Genomic DNA, 17814 nt, shown 5'->3' with positions numbered 1-17814 from the left:
AAGCCGGAGGAAGGTACATTTCCTTCGTATGCGCAATATCTATGCGGCTTTTTGCCTCATTCTGATGCTGCTCGTCCCGGCTGGCACACGTAGTCAAACGCCGGACCTGCAGGCAAAGTTTCGTTTAGCCCAGGGCCTCGAGCAGGCCGGTGAGCATGAACGGGCGGCGGAAGTGTATCGCGACCTCTTCCGGCGCGATCCGCAGAACTACGCCTTCTTTGACGGTGTCCACCGCACCGCCATGGCCCTGAAGCGGTACGAAGAGGCCGTGGCGGTCATCAAGGCCCGTCTGCAATTCTTTCCCTCCGATGTCGCCCTCCATGCAATGCTCGGTACCGCCTACTATCGGTCCGGCGATGAGCACCTGGCCACCGCGGCATGGGATCAGGCCATGTCGCTTGCCCCGGCGGCACAGCAGACATACCGCACGCTCGCATCGACGTTCGTGGAGAACAGGCTGCTGGACAGGGCAGCAGAAGCCTACCGCAAAGGGCGGATAGGGTGCAAGGATCCCGGGCTTTTCACCCTTGAACTGGCGCAATTGCTCTCGGCGACCATGGAGTACGCCGGGGCGACGCGGGAATACCTCCAGTGGCTCAGCGCGAATCCCTCCCAGATCGCGTTCGTGCAATCACGCATGGGCATGTACAGTTGGAAAGAGGAGGGGCGGAGCGCGTCCATCGCGGCGGTGCGTGAGGCCCTGCGCAATGGGGAGAACCTCCGCCTGTACGAACTCCTGGGCTGGCTCTACCTCGAAGGGAAGGACTTCCCGCAGGCCTTCGATGTCTACCGCCACATCGACGAGCTCTCGTCCGCCCGCGGCGTTGCGATCCTCGATTTTGCGGAGCGCGTGTACCGTGAGCATGCCTACGATGTAGCGTCGAATGCGTACCGCGAGGCGTTGGACCGCGACCTTCCTGCCCCGCGCATCCCGCAGGCCCGGTACGGTGCTGCCTGCGCCGCAATGGAGTTGCAGATCGCGCGCGATAGCCTGCAGGTGACCGGCACGCCGGACCTCCGGCCGGCATCGGAATCGCGGACACGGTTCGCCGGCGCCCTGGCGTCGTTCGACGCGATCGTCACGGAGTTTCCCAACACGGAATTCGCGGCACGGGCCCTCTATCAGAGCGGGACGATCCACCTCCGCCAGTATTTCGATCTGGACCAGTCGCTCCAGACGTTCCAGCGTATCCTCGCCTCGCCCGCGGCGTCCCAGATGCTGCGCACCGACGTGCAACTCCGCCTGGGCGAGATCCAATTATGCCGCGCCGATACCACCGCGGCCGCCACGGCATTCCGGGGCGTAGCGGTTGTGCCCGGCGCCACGCCCGACCAGCTGGACGAAGCGCGGCTCCGCCTTGCCGGAATCGCCTTCTACAACGGCCGTATCCCGGATGCCATGGCCCTGCTGGACAGCATCTCGAGCAACACCGAGCACGATTTCGCCAACGATGCGCTGGACCTTCGCGCGCTGCTCGAAGAGAATGCACAGGCAGCACCGGCCGCTCTCACGCTGTTCGGCAAGGCCGAATTCCTCGCACACCAGAGAAAGAATACCGAAGCGATCGCCGTGCTCGCGGAACTCGTGTCGCGGTATCCGCGCACGCCGATCGTGGATGATGCGGTCCTGCGTTCGGCGACACTGTCTCTGCGTGCTGGCATGGCCAGGGAGGCTGTTGCGGCATGTGACCGGCTCCTCACCGACCTGCGCGAGCAGTGCCGTGTGCCGGACCGTGCACTCTTTCTGAAGGCCACCGTCCAGCAGTTCGGGCTTCATGCCAGGGAGGATGCCATCGCATCATACGAACGGCTCCTGGTGGAGTTCCCGACATCGGTGTTCGCGGGTGAGGCACGCAAACGGATCCGCCAGTTACGGGGGGATGCTCTGTGAGAACCCGCATCCGTACCTCTGCCACCGCAGCGCTCCGGGCGGTCGCGGGAGGACTGCTTCCCCCGCATGCTGTTGCTGCTGCACTGCTCATTCTTGCAGGTGGCATGCTGACCCCGCGTGCCGTTGCCGCCGACAAACTGTTGATCCCGATGGATCTCGAGCAGACCGATCATCTGAAGGCGTACGGCATCGCCTACTGGGCGTTGACGAAGAACATCGAGGTGGACTGGCTGCTGAACTATCGCGGCGGCTCGTTCATGATGGACAGCAACCCGCTGCTGGTCACCGAGTGCCGTGTGCGCGGCATTGCCGCGCAGAGCATTGGCGGTGGGCAGGCGGCCGGGATCTATGAGGAGGTCCAGCGCGACGACAACAATATGGATGTGGTGAGGCTCGAGAAGGCCCCGCGCATTGCGGTGTACGTGCCGCCCGGGTTCCAGCCGTGGGACGATGCCGTAACACTTGCCCTCGAGTATGCGGAGATCACGTATGAGAAGTTGTGGGACACGGAAGTGCTCGGTGGAAAGCTGAACGAGTACGACTGGCTGCATCTGCATCACGAGGACTTCACCGGTCAGTACGGGAAATTCTACGCATCCTTCGCGGGCGCGAGCTGGTATATCGAACAGCAGGTGATGCAGGAAGCAGAAGCGAAGAAGCTCGGCTTCCGGAAGGTGTCGGAGTTGAAGAAGGCCGTGGTGCGGACGATACGCGACTACGTGGCGAACGGAGGGTTCCTCTTCGCGATGTGCTCGGCAGCGGACTCGTACGACATCGCGCTGGCCGCGGAGAACACCGACATCTGCGACGTGATGTATGACGGTGATCCTCCGGACCGTGACGCGCAGTCGAGGCTGGATTACTCCAGGACCTTTGCGTTCACCGATTTCAGCCTTGAGAGGAATCCGCTGCGCTACGAGTACTCCGACATCGACCAGCCGCCGAGCGATGTGCTTGCGCTGCAGGATCCGGAGACGGACTACTTCACACTGTTTGAGTTCTCGGCAAAGTTCGATCCGGTGCCGACCATGCTCACGCAATGCCATGTGAACGTGCTCAAAGGGTTCCTCGGGCAGACGACGAACTTCAAGAAGTCGCTGGTGAAGCGCTCCTGCATCATCCTTGCGGAGCGCGACGGGATGGATCAGGTGCGGTACCTGCACGGGAACGTGGGGCGCGGCACGTTCACGTTCTACGGCGGGCACGATCCGGAGGATTACCAGCATGCGGTCGGCGACCCGCCCACCAACCTTTCCCTGCACAAGAATTCGCCGGGGTACCGGCTGATCCTGAACAACATTCTGTTTCCGGCAGCAAAGAAGAAGCAACAAAAAACATGAACAACATCAACAAGCGGAGGTCCTGTATGAAGAAGTCTCTACTCCTCGTTACGGTGCTCGTGGTGGCTGCATCGATCTCCTTTGCTCAGATGCCGTCGGTAAAGTTCGGGGTCCAGGGCAATATCGGGTCCATCAATGTCGCCGAACCTATGAAGAGTGTCTATGGTTCGGGATTGGGAGGGGGAGCGCACCTTGATATCTCGTTCGCGATCCTTTCCCTGCGGGTCTCCGGCGATTATATCTCGTTCGCGCCGGACAACGGGAAGTATCAGGAAGCGCTTGCGAAGCTGACCGGGTCTGCGGCATCGATGTTCAGCATCGATGGCGGACGCATCAACATCCTGTCGGGTAATGTGAACCTGAAGTGGGCGATCCTTCCGTTGCCGATCGTGACGCCCTACATGACCGGCGGTATCGGGCTGGCGAGCATCTCCGTGAACGATGCGACGATCAAGATGAACGGGATCCAGCAGGGAACGATCGCCGGCGTGAAAGGTGAGACCAAGACCGCATTCAATGTGGGCGCCGGCGTCGATCTGAAGGTCGGCATCACGCTCTTCATCGAAGGCAAGTACACGTGGATCATGACGGAAGGGGAAACGAGCACGTACATCCCGATCTCGATCGGGATCACCTTCTAGGGTAGCAAGGACCACGGACGAAGGAAGAAGGAAGAAGAGTGTTGTGCCTCTTCTTCCTTCTTCTTTGTTGGGGACGCTCCTCATTCGTGCGTCGCCGCTATCTCCCTCTTACGTCCATCTTCTCTCCTCCCGGCTCCGGAGTTCCAGCAGCCCCATTTCCTCCATTGCTGTCAGCTTCATCTCCTTGTTCAGCCCATGCGCGCGTATCTCCCGGATGATCGCCGGTTCATGGGGGGGTGGGATGTCGCGTGCCAATGCGTAGACCTTCCGTGCGAGACGGCGATCATGCGTGACCCGGGCATACGCAAGAGCAGCGGGAACCAGAGCATTCATCATGATGATCGCGATGCGGTCCCGCCCGAGACGTATGCCGCGATCCTTCCACCGGTCCCGGAAATGCAGATGGTGCGACCAGTACCCCTCCGGAGCGATGGCGCAGGCGCACTGCAGCCGGCGCAGCCGCGCACGGACCGGTCCAACCCCGTACACCGCATCACGCATGATGGCGCACAGGCGCCGGTCTGCGAAGAGCACCGGCAGAAGATATGCGACGGCAGCGATCCGCGCGGTGGGGAAGTTCGCCGGCCGCAACCGGAAGAAGACCCAGTCGGCCCCGGTGAGGCGTGAATGGTCCAACGACGCTGCGGCCGTGTGCCAGTGGCGCCGGAGCCGGCGGACACACACGGCAGCATCAGGATCATCCAGTGTTTCCGGGGCCGGCAGCAGTCCTGCTGCGCCGAAGAGCATCCCCATGACCCCATCGACATCGGTGAGTCCACGACCCCGCAGCATGCGCAAGGTGATCGTCCGCGACAGGAGCAGGAACGCGGCACTGTTCCGCGCGTACCCCATCGATTCCATCATGCCTTCGTAGGCGAGTTGCTCCCAGAGGTGCGGCTCGCGCAGCGTGCGTAGTGGCCACGCATATGCCGGGTGCGGACCGATGCGCTCCCGGGTTGCGTAGGAGGGTTCCGGTTCGGCGACGATGCCGTGTTCTTCTGCGACGAGTTGCCGGAGTCGGTGTTCGAACCGGCGTGCCTTCCGCCGGAGCCGTGCCCGGCCAAGGCGGGCAAGCATCGCCCGCGGATCGCCGTTGCTTTGCAGCCGCGTCACACACGAAGTAACGATGCGATCCCTATCGGATGCATGGACGGCTGTATGGGGAACGATGGCGGGGAGGATGAGGACTGGCAGACGCCGTCCGGATGCCGTGCATGCGGCCGGGCTGGTGTCCGGGTCTTCGGCCACGACATGGAGGATCACGCGGTTATACCGCGGGTCGGTATGGTGATGGTGGTGATGCCATCCCGTGGAGGTCGTATGGATCTCCACATCGCCGCGGAACGTCGTAGCGCCGATGCGGAGAACGGCCCCGAGAAAATCGGGGCCGCTGTCGGGGTTCGGTGTGCCGGCGCGGATGATCCTGACCGCGCGGCCATCGCGGGTGCGCAGGCGGGGGAGGAGAACGCTGTGCCGTTCCCAGATCCGGTGGAGGGCCGATTCCGGGAGGCGCGTCATCTACCCGAAGTACTGTTCGCGGTAACGGTTGATCTCATCGCGGAGTGCGTGCGCCGCGGTCCGTGCCGCATCGGCGAAGTCCTCGCCCGCGGAAGCGAACAGGATGCTGCGTGAGGCATTGAGCAGCGCCAGGGCACCCGTGGCATCGCAGCCATACTGCACCGCCTTACGAACATCGCCCCCCTGTGCGCCGATGCCGGGGATGAGCAACGGCATCTTCGGTGCGAGTGCACGGATCTGCTTCAACTGTGCCGGACGCGTGGCGCCTACCACAAGTCCGAAGTTGCCCGCGGTGTTCCACTTCTTCACCTTGCGGACCACGTGTTCATAGAGCGGTGTGCCGGCGATCTTCAGGTACTGCAGGTCCTTTGCGCCCGGGTTCGACGTGAGCGCAAGAACGAAGACCCCCCGGGAAGGATCCTTCGCGAACGGCTCCACCGAATCGAATCCCATGTACGGATGCACCGTGGCGGAATCGAAGCAGAGATCGGTCATGATCGATCGAGCATACATTGCCGAAGAATTGCCGATATCGCCGCGCTTGCCGTCGGCGATCGTGATGGTATCCTTCGGTATCAGTGCGAGCGTCTTCCGGAGCATCTGGGGCCCGGAGTCGCCCATCGCCTCGAAGAAAGCAAGATTCAGCTTGTAGGCGCAGGCCACTTCTTTCGTTGCCTCGATGATGCCGTGGCTGAACCGCAGCATGCCCTCGTCCTTTCCCTGGAGATGGCGGGGGAGTTTCAAGGGATCGGGATCGAGTCCGACACACACCAGTGAGTTATGGTTCTCCTGGCTGAGGCGAAGACGGTCTGTGAAGTTCATGGTCGTGTTCCCGGGGGACTGATGAGTATACACGCGGAAATTCAAAATTGCGAGTTCGGAATTCAGAACTCATATCAGATATCTGAATTCAGATATCAGACATCTGAATTTACTTGAGCCCTAACACTTCATTCATTGCGCCGGTGCGATACCCCTGCAGATCCAATGTTACATAGATGAATCCCAATGCTTTCAGGTGATTCACCAATGCCGACCGCAGCGGCTCGGCAACGAGGCGCGGCAGTTCGAGCGGTCCGACCTCGATGCGCGCCGTGCTCGCATCATGGAACCGCACACGGAACGAACGGAAGCCGTTCTCACGCAGGAACGTCTCGGCCGCATCCACACGGGTGAGGTTCTCCTTCGTGATGCCGGTGCCGTACGGGAAGCGCGACGACAGGCAGGCGAACGACTGCTTGTCCCAGGTGGAGAGCCCGAGCTCGTGCGAGATCTCGCGGACCTCGGCTTTGTTCAATCCGGCCTCGAGGAGCGGGGAACGGACGTTCTTCTCGTCCTTCGCCTTCATGCCCGGCCGGAAATCGCCGAGGTCATCGGTGATCGTGCCATCGGCGATCCACGGGATGTTCTCCTGTTCCGCGATGCCGCCCAGCTTGCCGAACAATTCCGTCTTGCAGTAGTAGCAGCGGTCCGGCGGGTTCTCGCGGAACTTGATCTCGTCCGTCTCTTCGGTCCTGATCACCATGTACCGCGCATGCATCTCCTCGGCGAGGGCCACCGCCTCCTCGAACTCCTTCGTCGGGTAGGTCTCGGACCGCCCGATCACCGCGAGGGCCTTCGCCCCGATCGTGTCGGCTGCCACCCGGAGGAGCAGTGTGCTGTCCACACCGCCCGAGTATCCGATCACCACGCTTCCCATCTCGCGCAGGATCGTCTTCAGCTTCTCATATTTGACCGTCGTCTCTGCTGACAGCATCTCCGCCTCATTGTATGATATGGAACGGCCTCACCCCGCGGGTGCGGAGCAAGGCCGTTCGGCTGACATCCTTCCTGCCCCTACTTGCGCAGCAGGTTCTTGAACTCTTTGATCGACTTCACACCGGGATACTCGCGCTCGAATTCCTTCCGCTTCTGCGGGTCAAGATAGAAAGAACTCTTCAGAGATTCCACCGCCTCATAGTTCCGGTTGAGGACCAGAAGCACCTTCGCCCGGAGGTAGTAGGAGTCGGCGGAGTGCGGATTGGCATCCACCGATCGGTCGAATGCCTTGAGCGCCTGGCGGAAATAGCCGAGCTCGAAGAGGGTCTCGCCATAGTCCAGCCATGCCTCGGCATTCCCGGGTTCGAGACGCGTCACCATCCGGTAGCTGAGGAGTGACTCGCGGACCTTTCCCATATTATAGAGGAGGTCAGCCTTCGCATACCAGAGCTCGGGGTATTCGCCGGCAAGCTCGATCGCCTTGTTGTAATCCGCCAGTGCGTGGCGGTTATCCTCGAGGGCGTCGTAGCAGCTGCCGCGGCCGAAGTACGACTCGTAATGGTTCGGGTCAAGCTTCACCGATTGGGTGAAGCACAGGATGGCTTCCTTGAACTCGCTCAGTTCCTCGTACGCGTTCCCGAGGTTGTGCCAGGCGGGAAGGTCCTTCGGCTCCAGCCGGATGGTTTCCCTGTAGCATTCCACGGCGTCGTGAAGGCGGCCGAGGTTGGCGTACGCGTTCCCCTTGTTATACCAGGCCGCGGGGAAGTTCTCGTTGACGGCAAGCGAGAGGTCGTAACTTTCCAGGGCCCGGTGGTACTGTCCGAGCCGGCTGAGGACGATGCCTCTATTATACCATGCGTTGTGGTTGTACGGATCGCGGTCCAGATGCTCGTCGTAGCACCGGAGCGAATCCTCGAGCTGGTCGAGGTAGTCGTAGCAGTAACCGAGTTCGTACCAGGCTTCGCGGTGGTCCGGGTTCCCCTCGAGGATGAAGCGGAAGATCTGCGCCGACTCTTCGTACTTCTCCATCTTCTCAAGGGTCACGGCCTTGTTGAAAAGTCCGTCCTCATGGGTGGGCTCGATCGACAGGGCCTGTTCAAAAGTGGCCAGCGCCTCTTCAAGGCGTCCGAGGTCGTCAAGGGTGATCCCGCGGTTGACAAGGATATCCGGATCCACGGGGTTGAGCCCGAGGGCCGTCGTGAACGCGGCCAGCGCCTCCTCAAAGCGGTACAAATTGCTCAGGATGAGCCCTTTGCGCTGCCATGCGTCGGCGCTATAGGGGACGAATGTGAGAAGGCGCTCCACCATCTTGAGCGCTTCCTCGAACCGCTCGTGATCGAAGAAGTAGTTGACCAGTTCTTCCAGGGCCTCGATGCTCGTGATCTCCGAGGTACCGTCCCCGTACAGGTCTTTGTACTTCTTCAGCTCATCTTCGAAGCGGTCCTTCTTCCCCTCTTCGCTATCGTCATCTTCAAAACCGTTGAAATCCAGTTTGCTCATTCCCGCTCCGGAAAGACTCCAACCCATGATAAATCAAAAAGGGGGGGAAGTCAAGGGTTTGATTTTGAGGAGGGTAGGACGTATATTTACACCTTACGTTTTTACATGATTTCAGCCAATATTGACAGGGTTCGGGCCGGGATCGCCGCTGCCTGCCGGAGGGTAGCCCGCCGTCCGGAGGATGTAACGCTGATAGCGGTGACCAAGACCTTTCCGGCAGCACAGATACGGGAGGCGGTCCGCGCCGGGGTCGCGGACGTCGGGGAGAATTATGTCCAGGAACTCCTCCCCAAACACGACGAGCTGTCCGGTGAGGCCATCCGATGGCACTTCATCGGACATCTTCAGTCAAATAAGGTGAAGTACCTCGCGCCATGGGTGACGATGGTGCAGGCCCTGGACAACCGCTCGCTCGCGGAGGAGTTGGATCGACGGGCGAAGCAACATGGGCGGGTCATCGACGTTCTTGTCGAGGTGAATACGACGGCGGAGCCATCGAAGTTCGGTGTGAAACCGGAGGACGTGCTCCCGTTCGTGCGGTCGCTGGCCGACCTGCAGGCGATACGGATCAGCGGGTTGATGACGATCGGCCCATTCCTTCCCGACCCGGAAGGATCACGGCCGATGTTCCGGCAGCTCCGGGGACTCCGCGATGAGCTCGGCGGGATCTCGCAGGCGAACCTGCACCCGGTCCATCTGTCGATGGGGATGACCGGCGACTACGAAGTGGCGGTGGAAGAAGGGGCGACATTCATACGGATCGGGACGGCGTTGTTCGGGACCCGACCGAAAAAGCAGTAGGTACGGCCGGACGACCGGAGGGCATGATCATGAAACTGACACCACTCGATATTCGCAAACAAGAGTTCAAGCGCACGATGCGCGGGTACGATCCCGTGGAGATCGATACCTTCCTGGAAATGGTCGCGGCGGAGTTCGAAGAGGTCCTGAAGTCGCAGAAGGACATGCGCGACCGGGCGATCGAGCTGGAGGTGCAGCTCAAGGATTACCGCCAGATCGAGAAGACGCTCCAGCAGACCCTCCTGCAGGCGCAGGAGACCACGGGCAAGACGTACGAGGCGGCGCGCAAGGAAGCGGAACTCATCGTCCGCGAAGCCGAGGTGAGGGCGACCTCGACCCTGACCCAGGCGCAGTCGGACCTTTCGGCGCTGAAGCGCGAGATCGATGAGTTGGGAATGCGGAAGGCATCGCTGATCCAGCAGCTGCGCGTGATCCTGAGCGCGGAGCTGGATCTGCTCAAAACGCTTGAACTCGGTACGGCACGCGGACTCGTCGAGCCTTCCACGGCGGGGACCGGCAAGGCCGCGATCGACCTGGACTCTGTGGCACGGGCATTGAACTATGACGGACCAACGGAAACACATTAACGACGCGCTCGCGTTCCTGCGGACGAAGACCGCGGCAACGCCCGGCGTCGGCATCATCCTCGGCACCGGCCTTGGCGGGCTGGTGAAGGACATCGTGGTGGAGACGGTGATCGATTACAGTGAGATCCCGCACTTCCCGGTGTCGACGGTGGAATCGCACAAGGGCAAACTCATCTTCGGCACGCTCGCGGGCAAGAGCGTCGTCGCGATGCAGGGGCGCTTCCATTATTACGAAGGCTACACCATGCGGCAGGTGACGTTCCCTGTGCGCGTGATGAAGTTTCTCGGCGTGAAGACGCTGCTCATCTCCAACGCCGCGGGCGGGATGAACCCCGGCTTCCACAGGGGAAGCGTCATGCTGATCACGGATCACATCAATCTGCTCGGTGACAACCCGCTGATCGGCGCGAACGATCCGGAGCTCGGGCCGCGGTTCCCCGATATGTCGGAACCGTACAGCAAACGCCTGCAGGCGATCGCGGAGGATGTGGCCCTCGAGAGCAAGATCCGCCTCGAACGCGGTGTGTTCGTTGCGGTGCCGGGCCCGAACCTCGAGACCCGCGCGGAGTACCGGTTCCTCCGCCTGATCGGCGCTGATGCCGTCGGGATGTCCACCGTCCCGGAGAATATCGTGGCCGTGCACATGGGCATGGAAGTGATGGGAATGTCGATCATCACGGACGAATGCTTTCCCGATGCACTCGTACCGGCGAATGTGGAAGAGATCATTGCTGTGGCGGGAGCAACGGAACCGAAACTCACCGCCATCATGAAGGGCGTCGTCGCACGCCTCTGAGAAGGGTTGTCAGGAACACTATGCGCGCATTCAAAGAACTCACGGAACGTATCTCCTATCCTGCGGTCGAACAGGAGATCCTGGCGTATTGGAAAGAGCACAGGATCTTCGAGCAGAGCATCTCGTCGCGTGAAGGGAAACCGGGCTTCACGTTCTACGAGGGGCCGCCGACGGCCAACGGCCGACCGGGCATCCACCATGTGATGAGCCGGACGCTGAAGGACCTCACGTGCCGCTACCAGACGATGCGCGGCAAGCAGGTGCACCGCAAGGCCGGATGGGATACGCACGGCCTGCCGGTGGAGATCGAGGTCGAGAAGGAACTCGGCTTCAAGCACAAAGAGGACATCGTCCGCTACGGCGTAGCGGAGTTCAACAAGAAATGCCGCGAATCCGTATGGAAGTACAAAGCGGACTGGGAGAGGATGACGGAGCTGATGGGGTACTGGGTGGACCTCACCCGCCCCTACGTCACCTTCGAGAACGAGTACATCGAATCCATCTGGTGGGCGCTCAAGCGCTTCTTCGATGAGGGGATGATCTACAAGGGGCACAAGATCCAGCCGTATTGCCCGCGCTGCGAAACGCCGCTCTCCTCACATGAAGTGTCGCTCGGCTATCAGGATGTGAAGGACCAGAGCGTGTACGTCCGGATGCGCCTCACGGACGAGCCGGACACGAGTTTCCTGGTGTGGACGACCACACCGTGGACGCTCATCTCGAACGTTGCCCTTGCCGTTGCCGCGAATGTGACGTACGTGAAGGTCGAGCAGAACGGCGAGAAGCTCATCCTTGCCGAACCGCGGCTGGGCGTGCTCGAAGGCGAGTACACCGTGCTCGAGAAGTTCCCCGGCAGCGCGCTTGCCGGCAAAGAGTATCACCGCATCTACGATTTTCACCCGGTCACCGCGAAAGCATTCTACGTCGTCACGGCGGGCTTCGTCACGACCGGCGACGGTACCGGTATCGTGCATATGGCGCCGGCGTATGGCGAGGACGACAACCAGGTCGGCAAGAAGTACGGCCTCCCGACGATCCATCCGGTGAACCGGAGCGGCGCGTTCGGCCCCGATGTACCTCCGTTCGCGGGCAAGTTCGTGCGCGATGCGGACACGGACATCATCCGCGAGTTGAAAGAGCGGAAGATCCTCTACAAGAAAGAGACCATCACCCACAGCTACCCGCACTGCTGGCGCTGCAAGACCCCGCTGCTGTATTACGCGCGTGAGTCCTGGTACATCAGCACGACGAAGTATGCGGACAGGATGATCGCGCTGAACAAGACGATCAACTGGTATCCGCCGGAAGTGGGCGAGGGGCGTTTCGGCAACTGGCTCGAAGAGAACAAGGACTGGGCGCTGTCGCGCGACCGGTTCTGGGGTACGCCGCTGCCCATCTGGGTCTGTCCCGCCTGCAAGAAGCAGAAATGCGTTGGCAGCGTTGCGGAATTGCGTGAGGGTACGGGGCTGGCCGAGCCGCTGGACCTGCACAAGCCGTTCGTGGATGCCGTCACGTTCCCCTGTTCCTGCGGCGGCACCATGACGCGCACGCCGGAACTCATCGACGTGTGGTTCGATTCGGGCGCGATGTCGTTCGCCCAGTGGCACTACCCGTTCGAGAACAAAGAACTCATCGATTCCGGCGAGCAGTATCCGGCCGATTTCATCTGCGAAGGCGTGGACCAGACGCGCGGGTGGTTCTATTCGCTCCACGCGATCGGCACATTCCTGTTCGGCAAGCCGGCGTACAAGAACCTGCTCGTGAACGACCTGATCCTCGACAAGGACGGACAGAAGATGTCCAAGTCCAAGGGGAACACGGTCAACCCGTTCGACATCATGGCGAAGTACGGCGCCGATGCCACGCGCTGGTACCTCGTCACGAACAGTCCGCCCTGGCGGCCGACGATGTTCGACGAGGAAGGCGTGCTGGAGGTCCAGAGGAAGTTCTTCGGGACGCTGGTGAATACGTATGCGTTCTTCGCGATGTACGCGAACATCGATAAGGTGGATTGGAAGGCTGCGGCGGTGCCTGTTGCCGAGCGGCAGGAGATCGATCGGTGGATCCTGTCGGAATTGCAGTCGCTCATTCAGCGGTACACGGGGTACATGGACGTGTACGACGTGACCAAGGCCGCGCGGAGCATCAGCGAGTTCACGATCGACCAGCTTTCGAACTGGTATGTGCGCCGGAACCGCCGCCGTTTCTGGAAGAGCGAGATGGGGCCGGACAAGCGGGCGGCGTATCAGACGCTGTACGAGTGCCTCGATACGGTCGCGAAGTTGATGGCGCCATTCGCGCCATTCCTTGCCGACGAGATCTACCGGAACCTCAACGCCGTCACCGGGCTCGACCCGGCCGCGTCGGTGCATCTGTCGTATCTGCCCGTGGCGGATGCGTTGCGGATCGAGCCTGCTCTGGAAGCGCGCATGGAGCGGGCACAGAAGATCGTGGTACTCGTGCGTGCGATGCGCATGAAAGCGAACCTGAAGGTGCGTCAGCCGCTACGGCGCATCATCCTGCCGATCGCGGATGAGGCGGGGCGTGCCGACGTGCGCACGATGCAGGACATCATCCTGGACGAGATCAACGTCAAGGAGATCGAGTACGTGAACGATGCTTCGGGCATCGTGCGGAAAAAAGCGAAGGGGAACTTCAAGGCCATCGGGCCGAAGTTCGGCAAATCCGTGCAGCAGGTATCGGCGCGCATCAAGGAGATGACCGGCGCCGAGATCGCCACGATGGAGCAGAACGGCAGCGTCACGGTGACGTCCGGCGATCAGGCGTGGACCATCGCTGTGGAGGATGTCGAGATCATGCGTGAGGACATCCAGGGGTGGTTGGTGGAGACGGATGGCGGGTTGATGGTGGCGTTGGACACCACGCTGGATGATGCGCTGGTCGCCGAAGGGGCAGCGCGCGAGCTTGTGAACCGCATCCAGAACATGCGGAAGGATGCAGGATTCGAGATCACGGACCGTATCGCGATCGTGTACCAGGCGGGTGCCGCGCTTGTCGAGCGTCTGACATCGCAGCAGCGGTACATCGTGACCGAAACACTGGCAGAGAGCTGGACGGCCGGCTCCCCGTCAGGGGAGCATACGGAGACACTGGAACTCAATGGCGAATCCATCACCATCGCCATCACGCGTATGAAGCGCGGTTAACCAACCAACGGACGGAGAGGTAGAAGCATGGCAAAGAAGGCCCCCAAGACCGCTGCGGCAAAGACACCGGCAAAGAAGAAGCCGGCGAAGGCTGTGGCACCGAAGGCAGTGGCACCGAAGAAGACCGCGTCCCGTGCGGCCAAGCCCGCTCCGAAGAAGGCAGTGGAGAAGCAGTTGACCCGTGCAGCCCTCGGGCCGCATGCCTATTCCGAGACCGAGCTCAAGAAGTTCAAAGAGATGATCCTCATCAAGAGGCAGGAGACGCTCGAGGAGCTGGACACGCTCAAAGAGACCATCATGGACACGACCACCGGCGAATATGTGAGCGAGAGTTCGAATTACTCGCTGCACATGGAGCAGGGGACGGACGCGATGGAGCGCGAGAAGACATTCCTGTTCGCTTCGCGCAGCGGGAAGTTCGTGAACCAGCTCGACGAAGCGCTCATGCGCATCGAGAACAAGAGCTACGGTGTGTGCAAGTCGTGCGGCCTGCTCGTTCCCAAGGAGCGCCTTGATGCGGTGCCGACCGCGACCACGTGCGCCGAGTTCAAGAACACCGGCATCCCGTGCGAGCGGGGCCGGGCAGCCCTCGCCCGCCAGAAGCAGGGCAAGTAGCGCGTGCGCGTCCTGTTCCTTACGGCTGCGATCGTCATCGCCGATCAGGTGACGAAGCTGCTTGTCCGCGGCATTCAGATCCCATCGCTGGGCATTGCGTGGGAAGGGATGCCGTATGGGATGAGCCGGCCGCTGATCGGGGACTTCATGCGGCTGACCTACATCGAGAATCCGGGGATGGCGTTCGGCATCGGCACGGGCGGAACGCCATACTTCGCCATCTTCTCGCTGATCGCAAGCATCGCCCTCATCGCCTACCTGTACCATCTGCGCACCGGTCCGCTGGGATTCCGGCTTGCGCTTGCCGCCGTGCTCGGAGGAGCCGTCGGCAACCTGATCGACCGGGTGTTCTACGGGGTCATCTTCGGCTACGGTCCGCTCTTCCGCGGCCGCGTGGTGGACTTCTTCGATATGGATTTCTTCGACTTCACCGTGTTCGGATATCATATGTCGCGTTTCGCGATCTTCAACATCGCGGATGCGAGCGTCACGGTGGGGATCGTCCTTCTCCTGTATATGCAATATGCCGAAAGCCGCGTTGCGGCTCCTCCGCCTCCCCCGGCCCCGCCGGCGGAGCCTTCCTGAGCACATCCTAACATCCCATGCGCCCGCAGATGGAGATCATCGTTCCCTCAGGAAAGAAAAGGGAACGTCTGGACGTCTTCCTCACGCACCATGTGGAGAATGCCACCCGCACGAAAGTACAGGCGGCCATCAAAGCCGGCTGCGTCCTGGTGAACGGCACCGCCGAACGGGTCAGCTATGCGGTGTCACCCCACGATGTGATACACATCACACTTCCTGAATCCCCCGCTCCCGACGTTACTGCTGAAGATATTCCCCTGACCATCATCTATGAAGATGCCCAGCTGCTGGTGGTGAACAAGCCCGCCGGGATGGTGACCCATCCGGCATACGGCAACTACACCGGCACGTTGGTGAATGCCCTGCTGCACCACAGCGCCTCGCTTTCGGCGGTGAACGATCGAACGCGTCCGGGGATCGTGCACCGGCTCGACAAGGATACCTCCGGGCTCCTGGTGGTGGCCAAGACCGATGCGGCACATGCGCATCTGGCGCGGCAGTTCGCGCGCCGGACGATCAGGCGCGAGTATCAGGCGATCGTCTGGGGGGCGTTCCCTGTGGAAAAGGGGATCATTGAAGCGAACCTCGGGCGGAGCAAGTCGGACCGCAAGAAGATGGCGGTCGTCGAGGATGGCAAAGTTGCGGTGACCGAGTATACGGTCATGGAGCGGTTCGCCTGGCTCTCGTTGATCCGGTTGAAGCTGCAGACGGGGCGGACGCATCAGATCCGTGTCCATCTGGCGCATGTGGGCCATCCGGTCTTCGGCGATCCGACCTACAACGGCCGGAGGATCCTGTTCGGGCCGGGGACCCCGCGGCAGAAGGCGGAAGTGCAGCGTATGCTCGATATCCTGACCCGCCAGGCGCTGCATGCCAGGACGATCGGGTTCAAGCACCCGGCGACCGGTGCAGAGATGTCATTCGAGTGCCCTCTCCCCGAAGATATGACCGCGGTTCTGGCGCTGCTGCGGGAGGCATAACGGGTCGTTTCGCTTGTCAGTGAGGGCCTGATGTCGTATATTAACCATGTTGCTACCCACCCACATTCAGGAGAGAGGGATGAACACTTCGCGTGAACGCCTGTTGAAGTTGCTGTGTGTGCTGATGGGAGGCCTCTTCCTGTTCGCACCGGTGACCAACGCCCAGACGGAGCTGGAAAAAGCCATCCAGCAGTATAATGCCACATCCATTGGCGGTTATCTTCAGCCGATCGCCGATCTTGTCGGCGCGAACATGCATGCGGGATATTATCACTCGGCCTACATTCCCCAAAGTGGTTTTTCCATTGGTGTTGATATCATCGCCATGGGCTCGCTGGTGAAGGATGATCAAAAATCGTATATGGCGGCGGCGCCGGCCGGTTTCACGCCGGGCACCTTCCAGACCGCCACGATCTTCGGCGGCAAAGGAGGATCCGTCACCCATCAGACGAATACGAGCCTGCAGTACAAAGGAAGCGATGGTATCTTCAACACATCGATCTTCCCGATGGCAGCACCGCAGCTCCGGATCGGGTCGATCTACGGTACCGAGTTCGTTGTTCGCTTCCTTGCGACACCCTCGCTGGGTGACAACAAGCTTCCGGTGCTCACGTTCTGGGGTGCGGGTGCCCGCCACAGCATCAGCCAGTACATTCCGTACTGTCCGGTGGACATCGCCGCGAGTTTCTTCTACTCGAAATTCTCCTTTGGCGATCTGATCAAAGCCAACGGCGTCGCCTTCGGCGTCCAGGCCAGCAAGAGCATCAAGATCCTCATGCTGTACGGTGGCCTGTCCTATGAGAAGAGCACGATGGATCTGGCATTCAAGACCACGGATCCGACCTCGACACCCCTGGTCGACGTCTCCCTCGACGGCGCGAACAAGTTCCGCGGCACCATCGGCGTTGGCGTGAATTTCGGCATCTTCAAGATCTTCGCTGATGCCAACTTCGGTACGGTGACGAACTATTCGGGCGGTATCGGTTTCGGCCGGTAAGGCCAGCCGGACTCAGAGCATGAGATCGAAATCACTGGAGAGATGAGAATGAAAACGAAAGCGCTGCTCCTGCTCCTTATCGGAATCCTGGCGACGACCGGTTCCACGTGCATCCAGGACGGGTTCCTGGTCTCCGTCAACGTTCCGATCAAGGCCACGTTCCCCATCACTGCCGGCCCGAACCTCGTGTTCTCCGGCTCGCAGGTCATCAAGCTGTCGGATCTTATTGATGCGTCCTATATCGACAATCTGAAGAGCATCCGCTACTTCGATGTCCGCATCAGCACCACGGGCACGTACAACGGTACCGTGTTCGTCACGGGCAGTATCGACGGCAGTGAGCTGATCAAGACGAAGAACACACCGACGCCCTGGAGTGATCTTGCCACCCCGCAGTCGCTCCTCACGGGGACGACCAAGTTCGACTTCCAGACGGCTGGCCTGACCCAGCTCATGACCAAGCTGAATCAGTTCAAGTCGAATCCGAACACCACCGTCACTCTCTCGGCCAACGGTACGCTGAGCGGGCAGACCCCGGTGCCGGACGGGCTCGCCCTGGTCGTTGAGATCTATGCACAGGCTGATTCTGAAGTGAAGTAACAGTTCATTGCTGCATCCGCGGTGGCCACGCAGCAGGA

General features: G+C 61.1%; 16 protein-coding genes. 12 read left to right on the top strand and 4 right to left on the bottom strand.

All coding sequences use genetic code 11. The features are described from left to right. The first annotated feature begins 28 nt into the window (after window positions 1–28). From IPI01_14265 to IPI01_14255, 3 genes are all read left to right on the top strand, one after another. A complete protein-coding gene (locus IPI01_14265; GenBank protein ID MBK7258933.1) occupies window positions 29–1891 on the top strand; it encodes a hypothetical protein in 1863 nt (620 codons plus the stop codon). Window positions 1892–1995: 104 nt separating this feature from the next. Further along, window positions 1996–3231 carry an asparagine synthetase B gene (locus IPI01_14260; protein ID MBK7258932.1) on the top strand — a complete coding sequence of 412 codons (1236 nt, stop codon included), beginning with the start codon at window positions 1996–1998 and terminating at the stop codon, window positions 3229–3231. Window positions 3232–3257: 26 nt separating this feature from the next. Next, window positions 3258–3872 carry an outer membrane beta-barrel protein gene (locus IPI01_14255; protein ID MBK7258931.1) on the top strand — a complete coding sequence of 205 codons (615 nt, stop codon included), beginning with the start codon at window positions 3258–3260 and terminating at the stop codon, window positions 3870–3872. A gap of 108 nt (window positions 3873–3980) precedes the next feature. Here IPI01_14255 and IPI01_14250 read toward each other — a convergent pair whose 3' ends face one another. From IPI01_14250 to IPI01_14235, 4 genes are all read right to left on the bottom strand, one after another. Then, window positions 3981–5390, bottom strand: coding sequence for a DUF2851 family protein (locus IPI01_14250; GenBank protein MBK7258930.1), 1410 nt, complete (start codon window positions 5388–5390; stop codon window positions 3981–3983). Then, on the bottom strand, window positions 5391–6212 hold the full coding sequence (gene pyrF / locus IPI01_14245) for an orotidine-5'-phosphate decarboxylase (GenBank protein MBK7258929.1): 822 nt from the start codon (window positions 6210–6212) through the stop codon (window positions 5391–5393). 109 nt (window positions 6213–6321) lie between these two features. Further along, on the bottom strand, window positions 6322–7146 hold the full coding sequence (gene larE / locus IPI01_14240) for an ATP-dependent sacrificial sulfur transferase LarE (GenBank protein MBK7258928.1): 825 nt from the start codon (window positions 7144–7146) through the stop codon (window positions 6322–6324). An 80-nt stretch (window positions 7147–7226) separates the two neighbouring features. Then, window positions 7227–8648, bottom strand: a complete 1422-nt coding sequence (locus IPI01_14235) for a tetratricopeptide repeat protein (GenBank protein MBK7258927.1) — start codon at window positions 8646–8648, stop codon at window positions 7227–7229. 105 nt (window positions 8649–8753) lie between these two features. Between IPI01_14235 and IPI01_14230 the strand changes: the two genes are divergently transcribed. The 9 genes from IPI01_14230 to IPI01_14190 all read left to right on the top strand — a co-directional run bounded on the left by IPI01_14230 (window position 8754) and on the right by IPI01_14190 (window position 17776). Continuing rightward, window positions 8754–9449 (top strand): YggS family pyridoxal phosphate-dependent enzyme, encoded by a 696-nt coding sequence (locus IPI01_14230; GenBank protein ID MBK7258926.1) that lies wholly within the window; start codon window positions 8754–8756, stop codon window positions 9447–9449. 29 nt (window positions 9450–9478) lie between these two features. After that, window positions 9479–10036: a DivIVA domain-containing protein gene (locus IPI01_14225; GenBank protein MBK7258925.1), complete on the top strand. Its 558-nt coding sequence runs from the start codon at window positions 9479–9481 to the stop codon at window positions 10034–10036. Then, window positions 10011–10832 (top strand): purine-nucleoside phosphorylase, encoded by an 822-nt coding sequence (locus IPI01_14220; protein ID MBK7258924.1) that lies wholly within the window; start codon window positions 10011–10013, stop codon window positions 10830–10832. The genes IPI01_14225 and IPI01_14220 overlap by 26 nt, the downstream gene beginning before the upstream one ends. Window positions 10833–10852: 20 nt before the next feature. Continuing rightward, window positions 10853–13999 carry an isoleucine--tRNA ligase gene (locus IPI01_14215; GenBank protein MBK7258923.1) on the top strand — a complete coding sequence of 1049 codons (3147 nt, stop codon included), beginning with the start codon at window positions 10853–10855 and terminating at the stop codon, window positions 13997–13999. 27 nt (window positions 14000–14026) lie between these two features. Further along, window positions 14027–14614 (top strand): TraR/DksA C4-type zinc finger protein, encoded by a 588-nt coding sequence (locus tag IPI01_14210; protein ID MBK7258922.1) that lies wholly within the window; start codon window positions 14027–14029, stop codon window positions 14612–14614. A gap of 3 nt (window positions 14615–14617) precedes the next feature. Further along, the gene (locus IPI01_14205) at window positions 14618–15199 is read left to right on the top strand and encodes a signal peptidase II (GenBank protein ID MBK7258921.1); all 582 of its coding nucleotides are present in this window, start codon (window positions 14618–14620) and stop codon (window positions 15197–15199) included. 17 nt (window positions 15200–15216) lie between these two features. Further along, window positions 15217–16179 (top strand): RluA family pseudouridine synthase, encoded by a 963-nt coding sequence (locus IPI01_14200; GenBank protein ID MBK7258920.1) that lies wholly within the window; start codon window positions 15217–15219, stop codon window positions 16177–16179. A 79-nt stretch (window positions 16180–16258) separates the two neighbouring features. After that, window positions 16259–17176 (top strand): hypothetical protein, encoded by a 918-nt coding sequence (locus IPI01_14195; protein MBK7258919.1) that lies wholly within the window; start codon window positions 16259–16261, stop codon window positions 17174–17176. A gap of 48 nt (window positions 17177–17224) precedes the next feature. Beyond that, window positions 17225–17776, top strand: a complete 552-nt coding sequence (locus tag IPI01_14190) for a hypothetical protein (GenBank protein ID MBK7258918.1) — start codon at window positions 17225–17227, stop codon at window positions 17774–17776. The last annotated feature ends 38 nt before the right edge of the window (window positions 17777–17814 follow it).

Source organism: Ignavibacteriota bacterium (genome assembly GCA_016707525.1).
Classification (GTDB): Bacteria; Bacteroidota; Ignavibacteria; order UBA10030; family UBA6906; genus JAGDMK01.
Note: the sequence above shows the minus strand (reverse complement) of the source record. Positions and strands in the feature narration are given on the sequence as shown.

Coding starts and splice junctions, on each gene's coding strand:
- IPI01_14265 (MBK7258933.1), top strand. CDS start 29: ATGCGCAATATCTATGCGGCTTTTTGCCTCATTCTGATGCTGCTCGTC.
- IPI01_14260 (MBK7258932.1), top strand. CDS start 1,996: ATGCTGACCCCGCGTGCCGTTGCCGCCGACAAACTGTTGATCCCGATG.
- IPI01_14255 (MBK7258931.1), top strand. CDS start 3,258: ATGAAGAAGTCTCTACTCCTCGTTACGGTGCTCGTGGTGGCTGCATCG.
- IPI01_14250 (MBK7258930.1), bottom strand. CDS start 5,390: ATGACGCGCCTCCCGGAATCGGCCCTCCACCGGATCTGGGAACGGCAC.
- pyrF (MBK7258929.1), bottom strand. CDS start 6,212: ATGAACTTCACAGACCGTCTTCGCCTCAGCCAGGAGAACCATAACTCA.
- larE (MBK7258928.1), bottom strand. CDS start 7,146: ATGCTGTCAGCAGAGACGACGGTCAAATATGAGAAGCTGAAGACGATC.
- IPI01_14235 (MBK7258927.1), bottom strand. CDS start 8,648: ATGAGCAAACTGGATTTCAACGGTTTTGAAGATGACGATAGCGAAGAG.
- IPI01_14230 (MBK7258926.1), top strand. CDS start 8,754: ATGATTTCAGCCAATATTGACAGGGTTCGGGCCGGGATCGCCGCTGCC.
- IPI01_14225 (MBK7258925.1), top strand. CDS start 9,479: ATGAAACTGACACCACTCGATATTCGCAAACAAGAGTTCAAGCGCACG.
- IPI01_14220 (MBK7258924.1), top strand. CDS start 10,011: ATGACGGACCAACGGAAACACATTAACGACGCGCTCGCGTTCCTGCGG.
- IPI01_14215 (MBK7258923.1), top strand. CDS start 10,853: ATGCGCGCATTCAAAGAACTCACGGAACGTATCTCCTATCCTGCGGTC.
- IPI01_14210 (MBK7258922.1), top strand. CDS start 14,027: ATGGCAAAGAAGGCCCCCAAGACCGCTGCGGCAAAGACACCGGCAAAG.
- IPI01_14200 (MBK7258920.1), top strand. CDS start 15,217: ATGCGCCCGCAGATGGAGATCATCGTTCCCTCAGGAAAGAAAAGGGAA.
- IPI01_14195 (MBK7258919.1), top strand. CDS start 16,259: ATGAACACTTCGCGTGAACGCCTGTTGAAGTTGCTGTGTGTGCTGATG.
- IPI01_14190 (MBK7258918.1), top strand. CDS start 17,225: ATGAAAACGAAAGCGCTGCTCCTGCTCCTTATCGGAATCCTGGCGACG.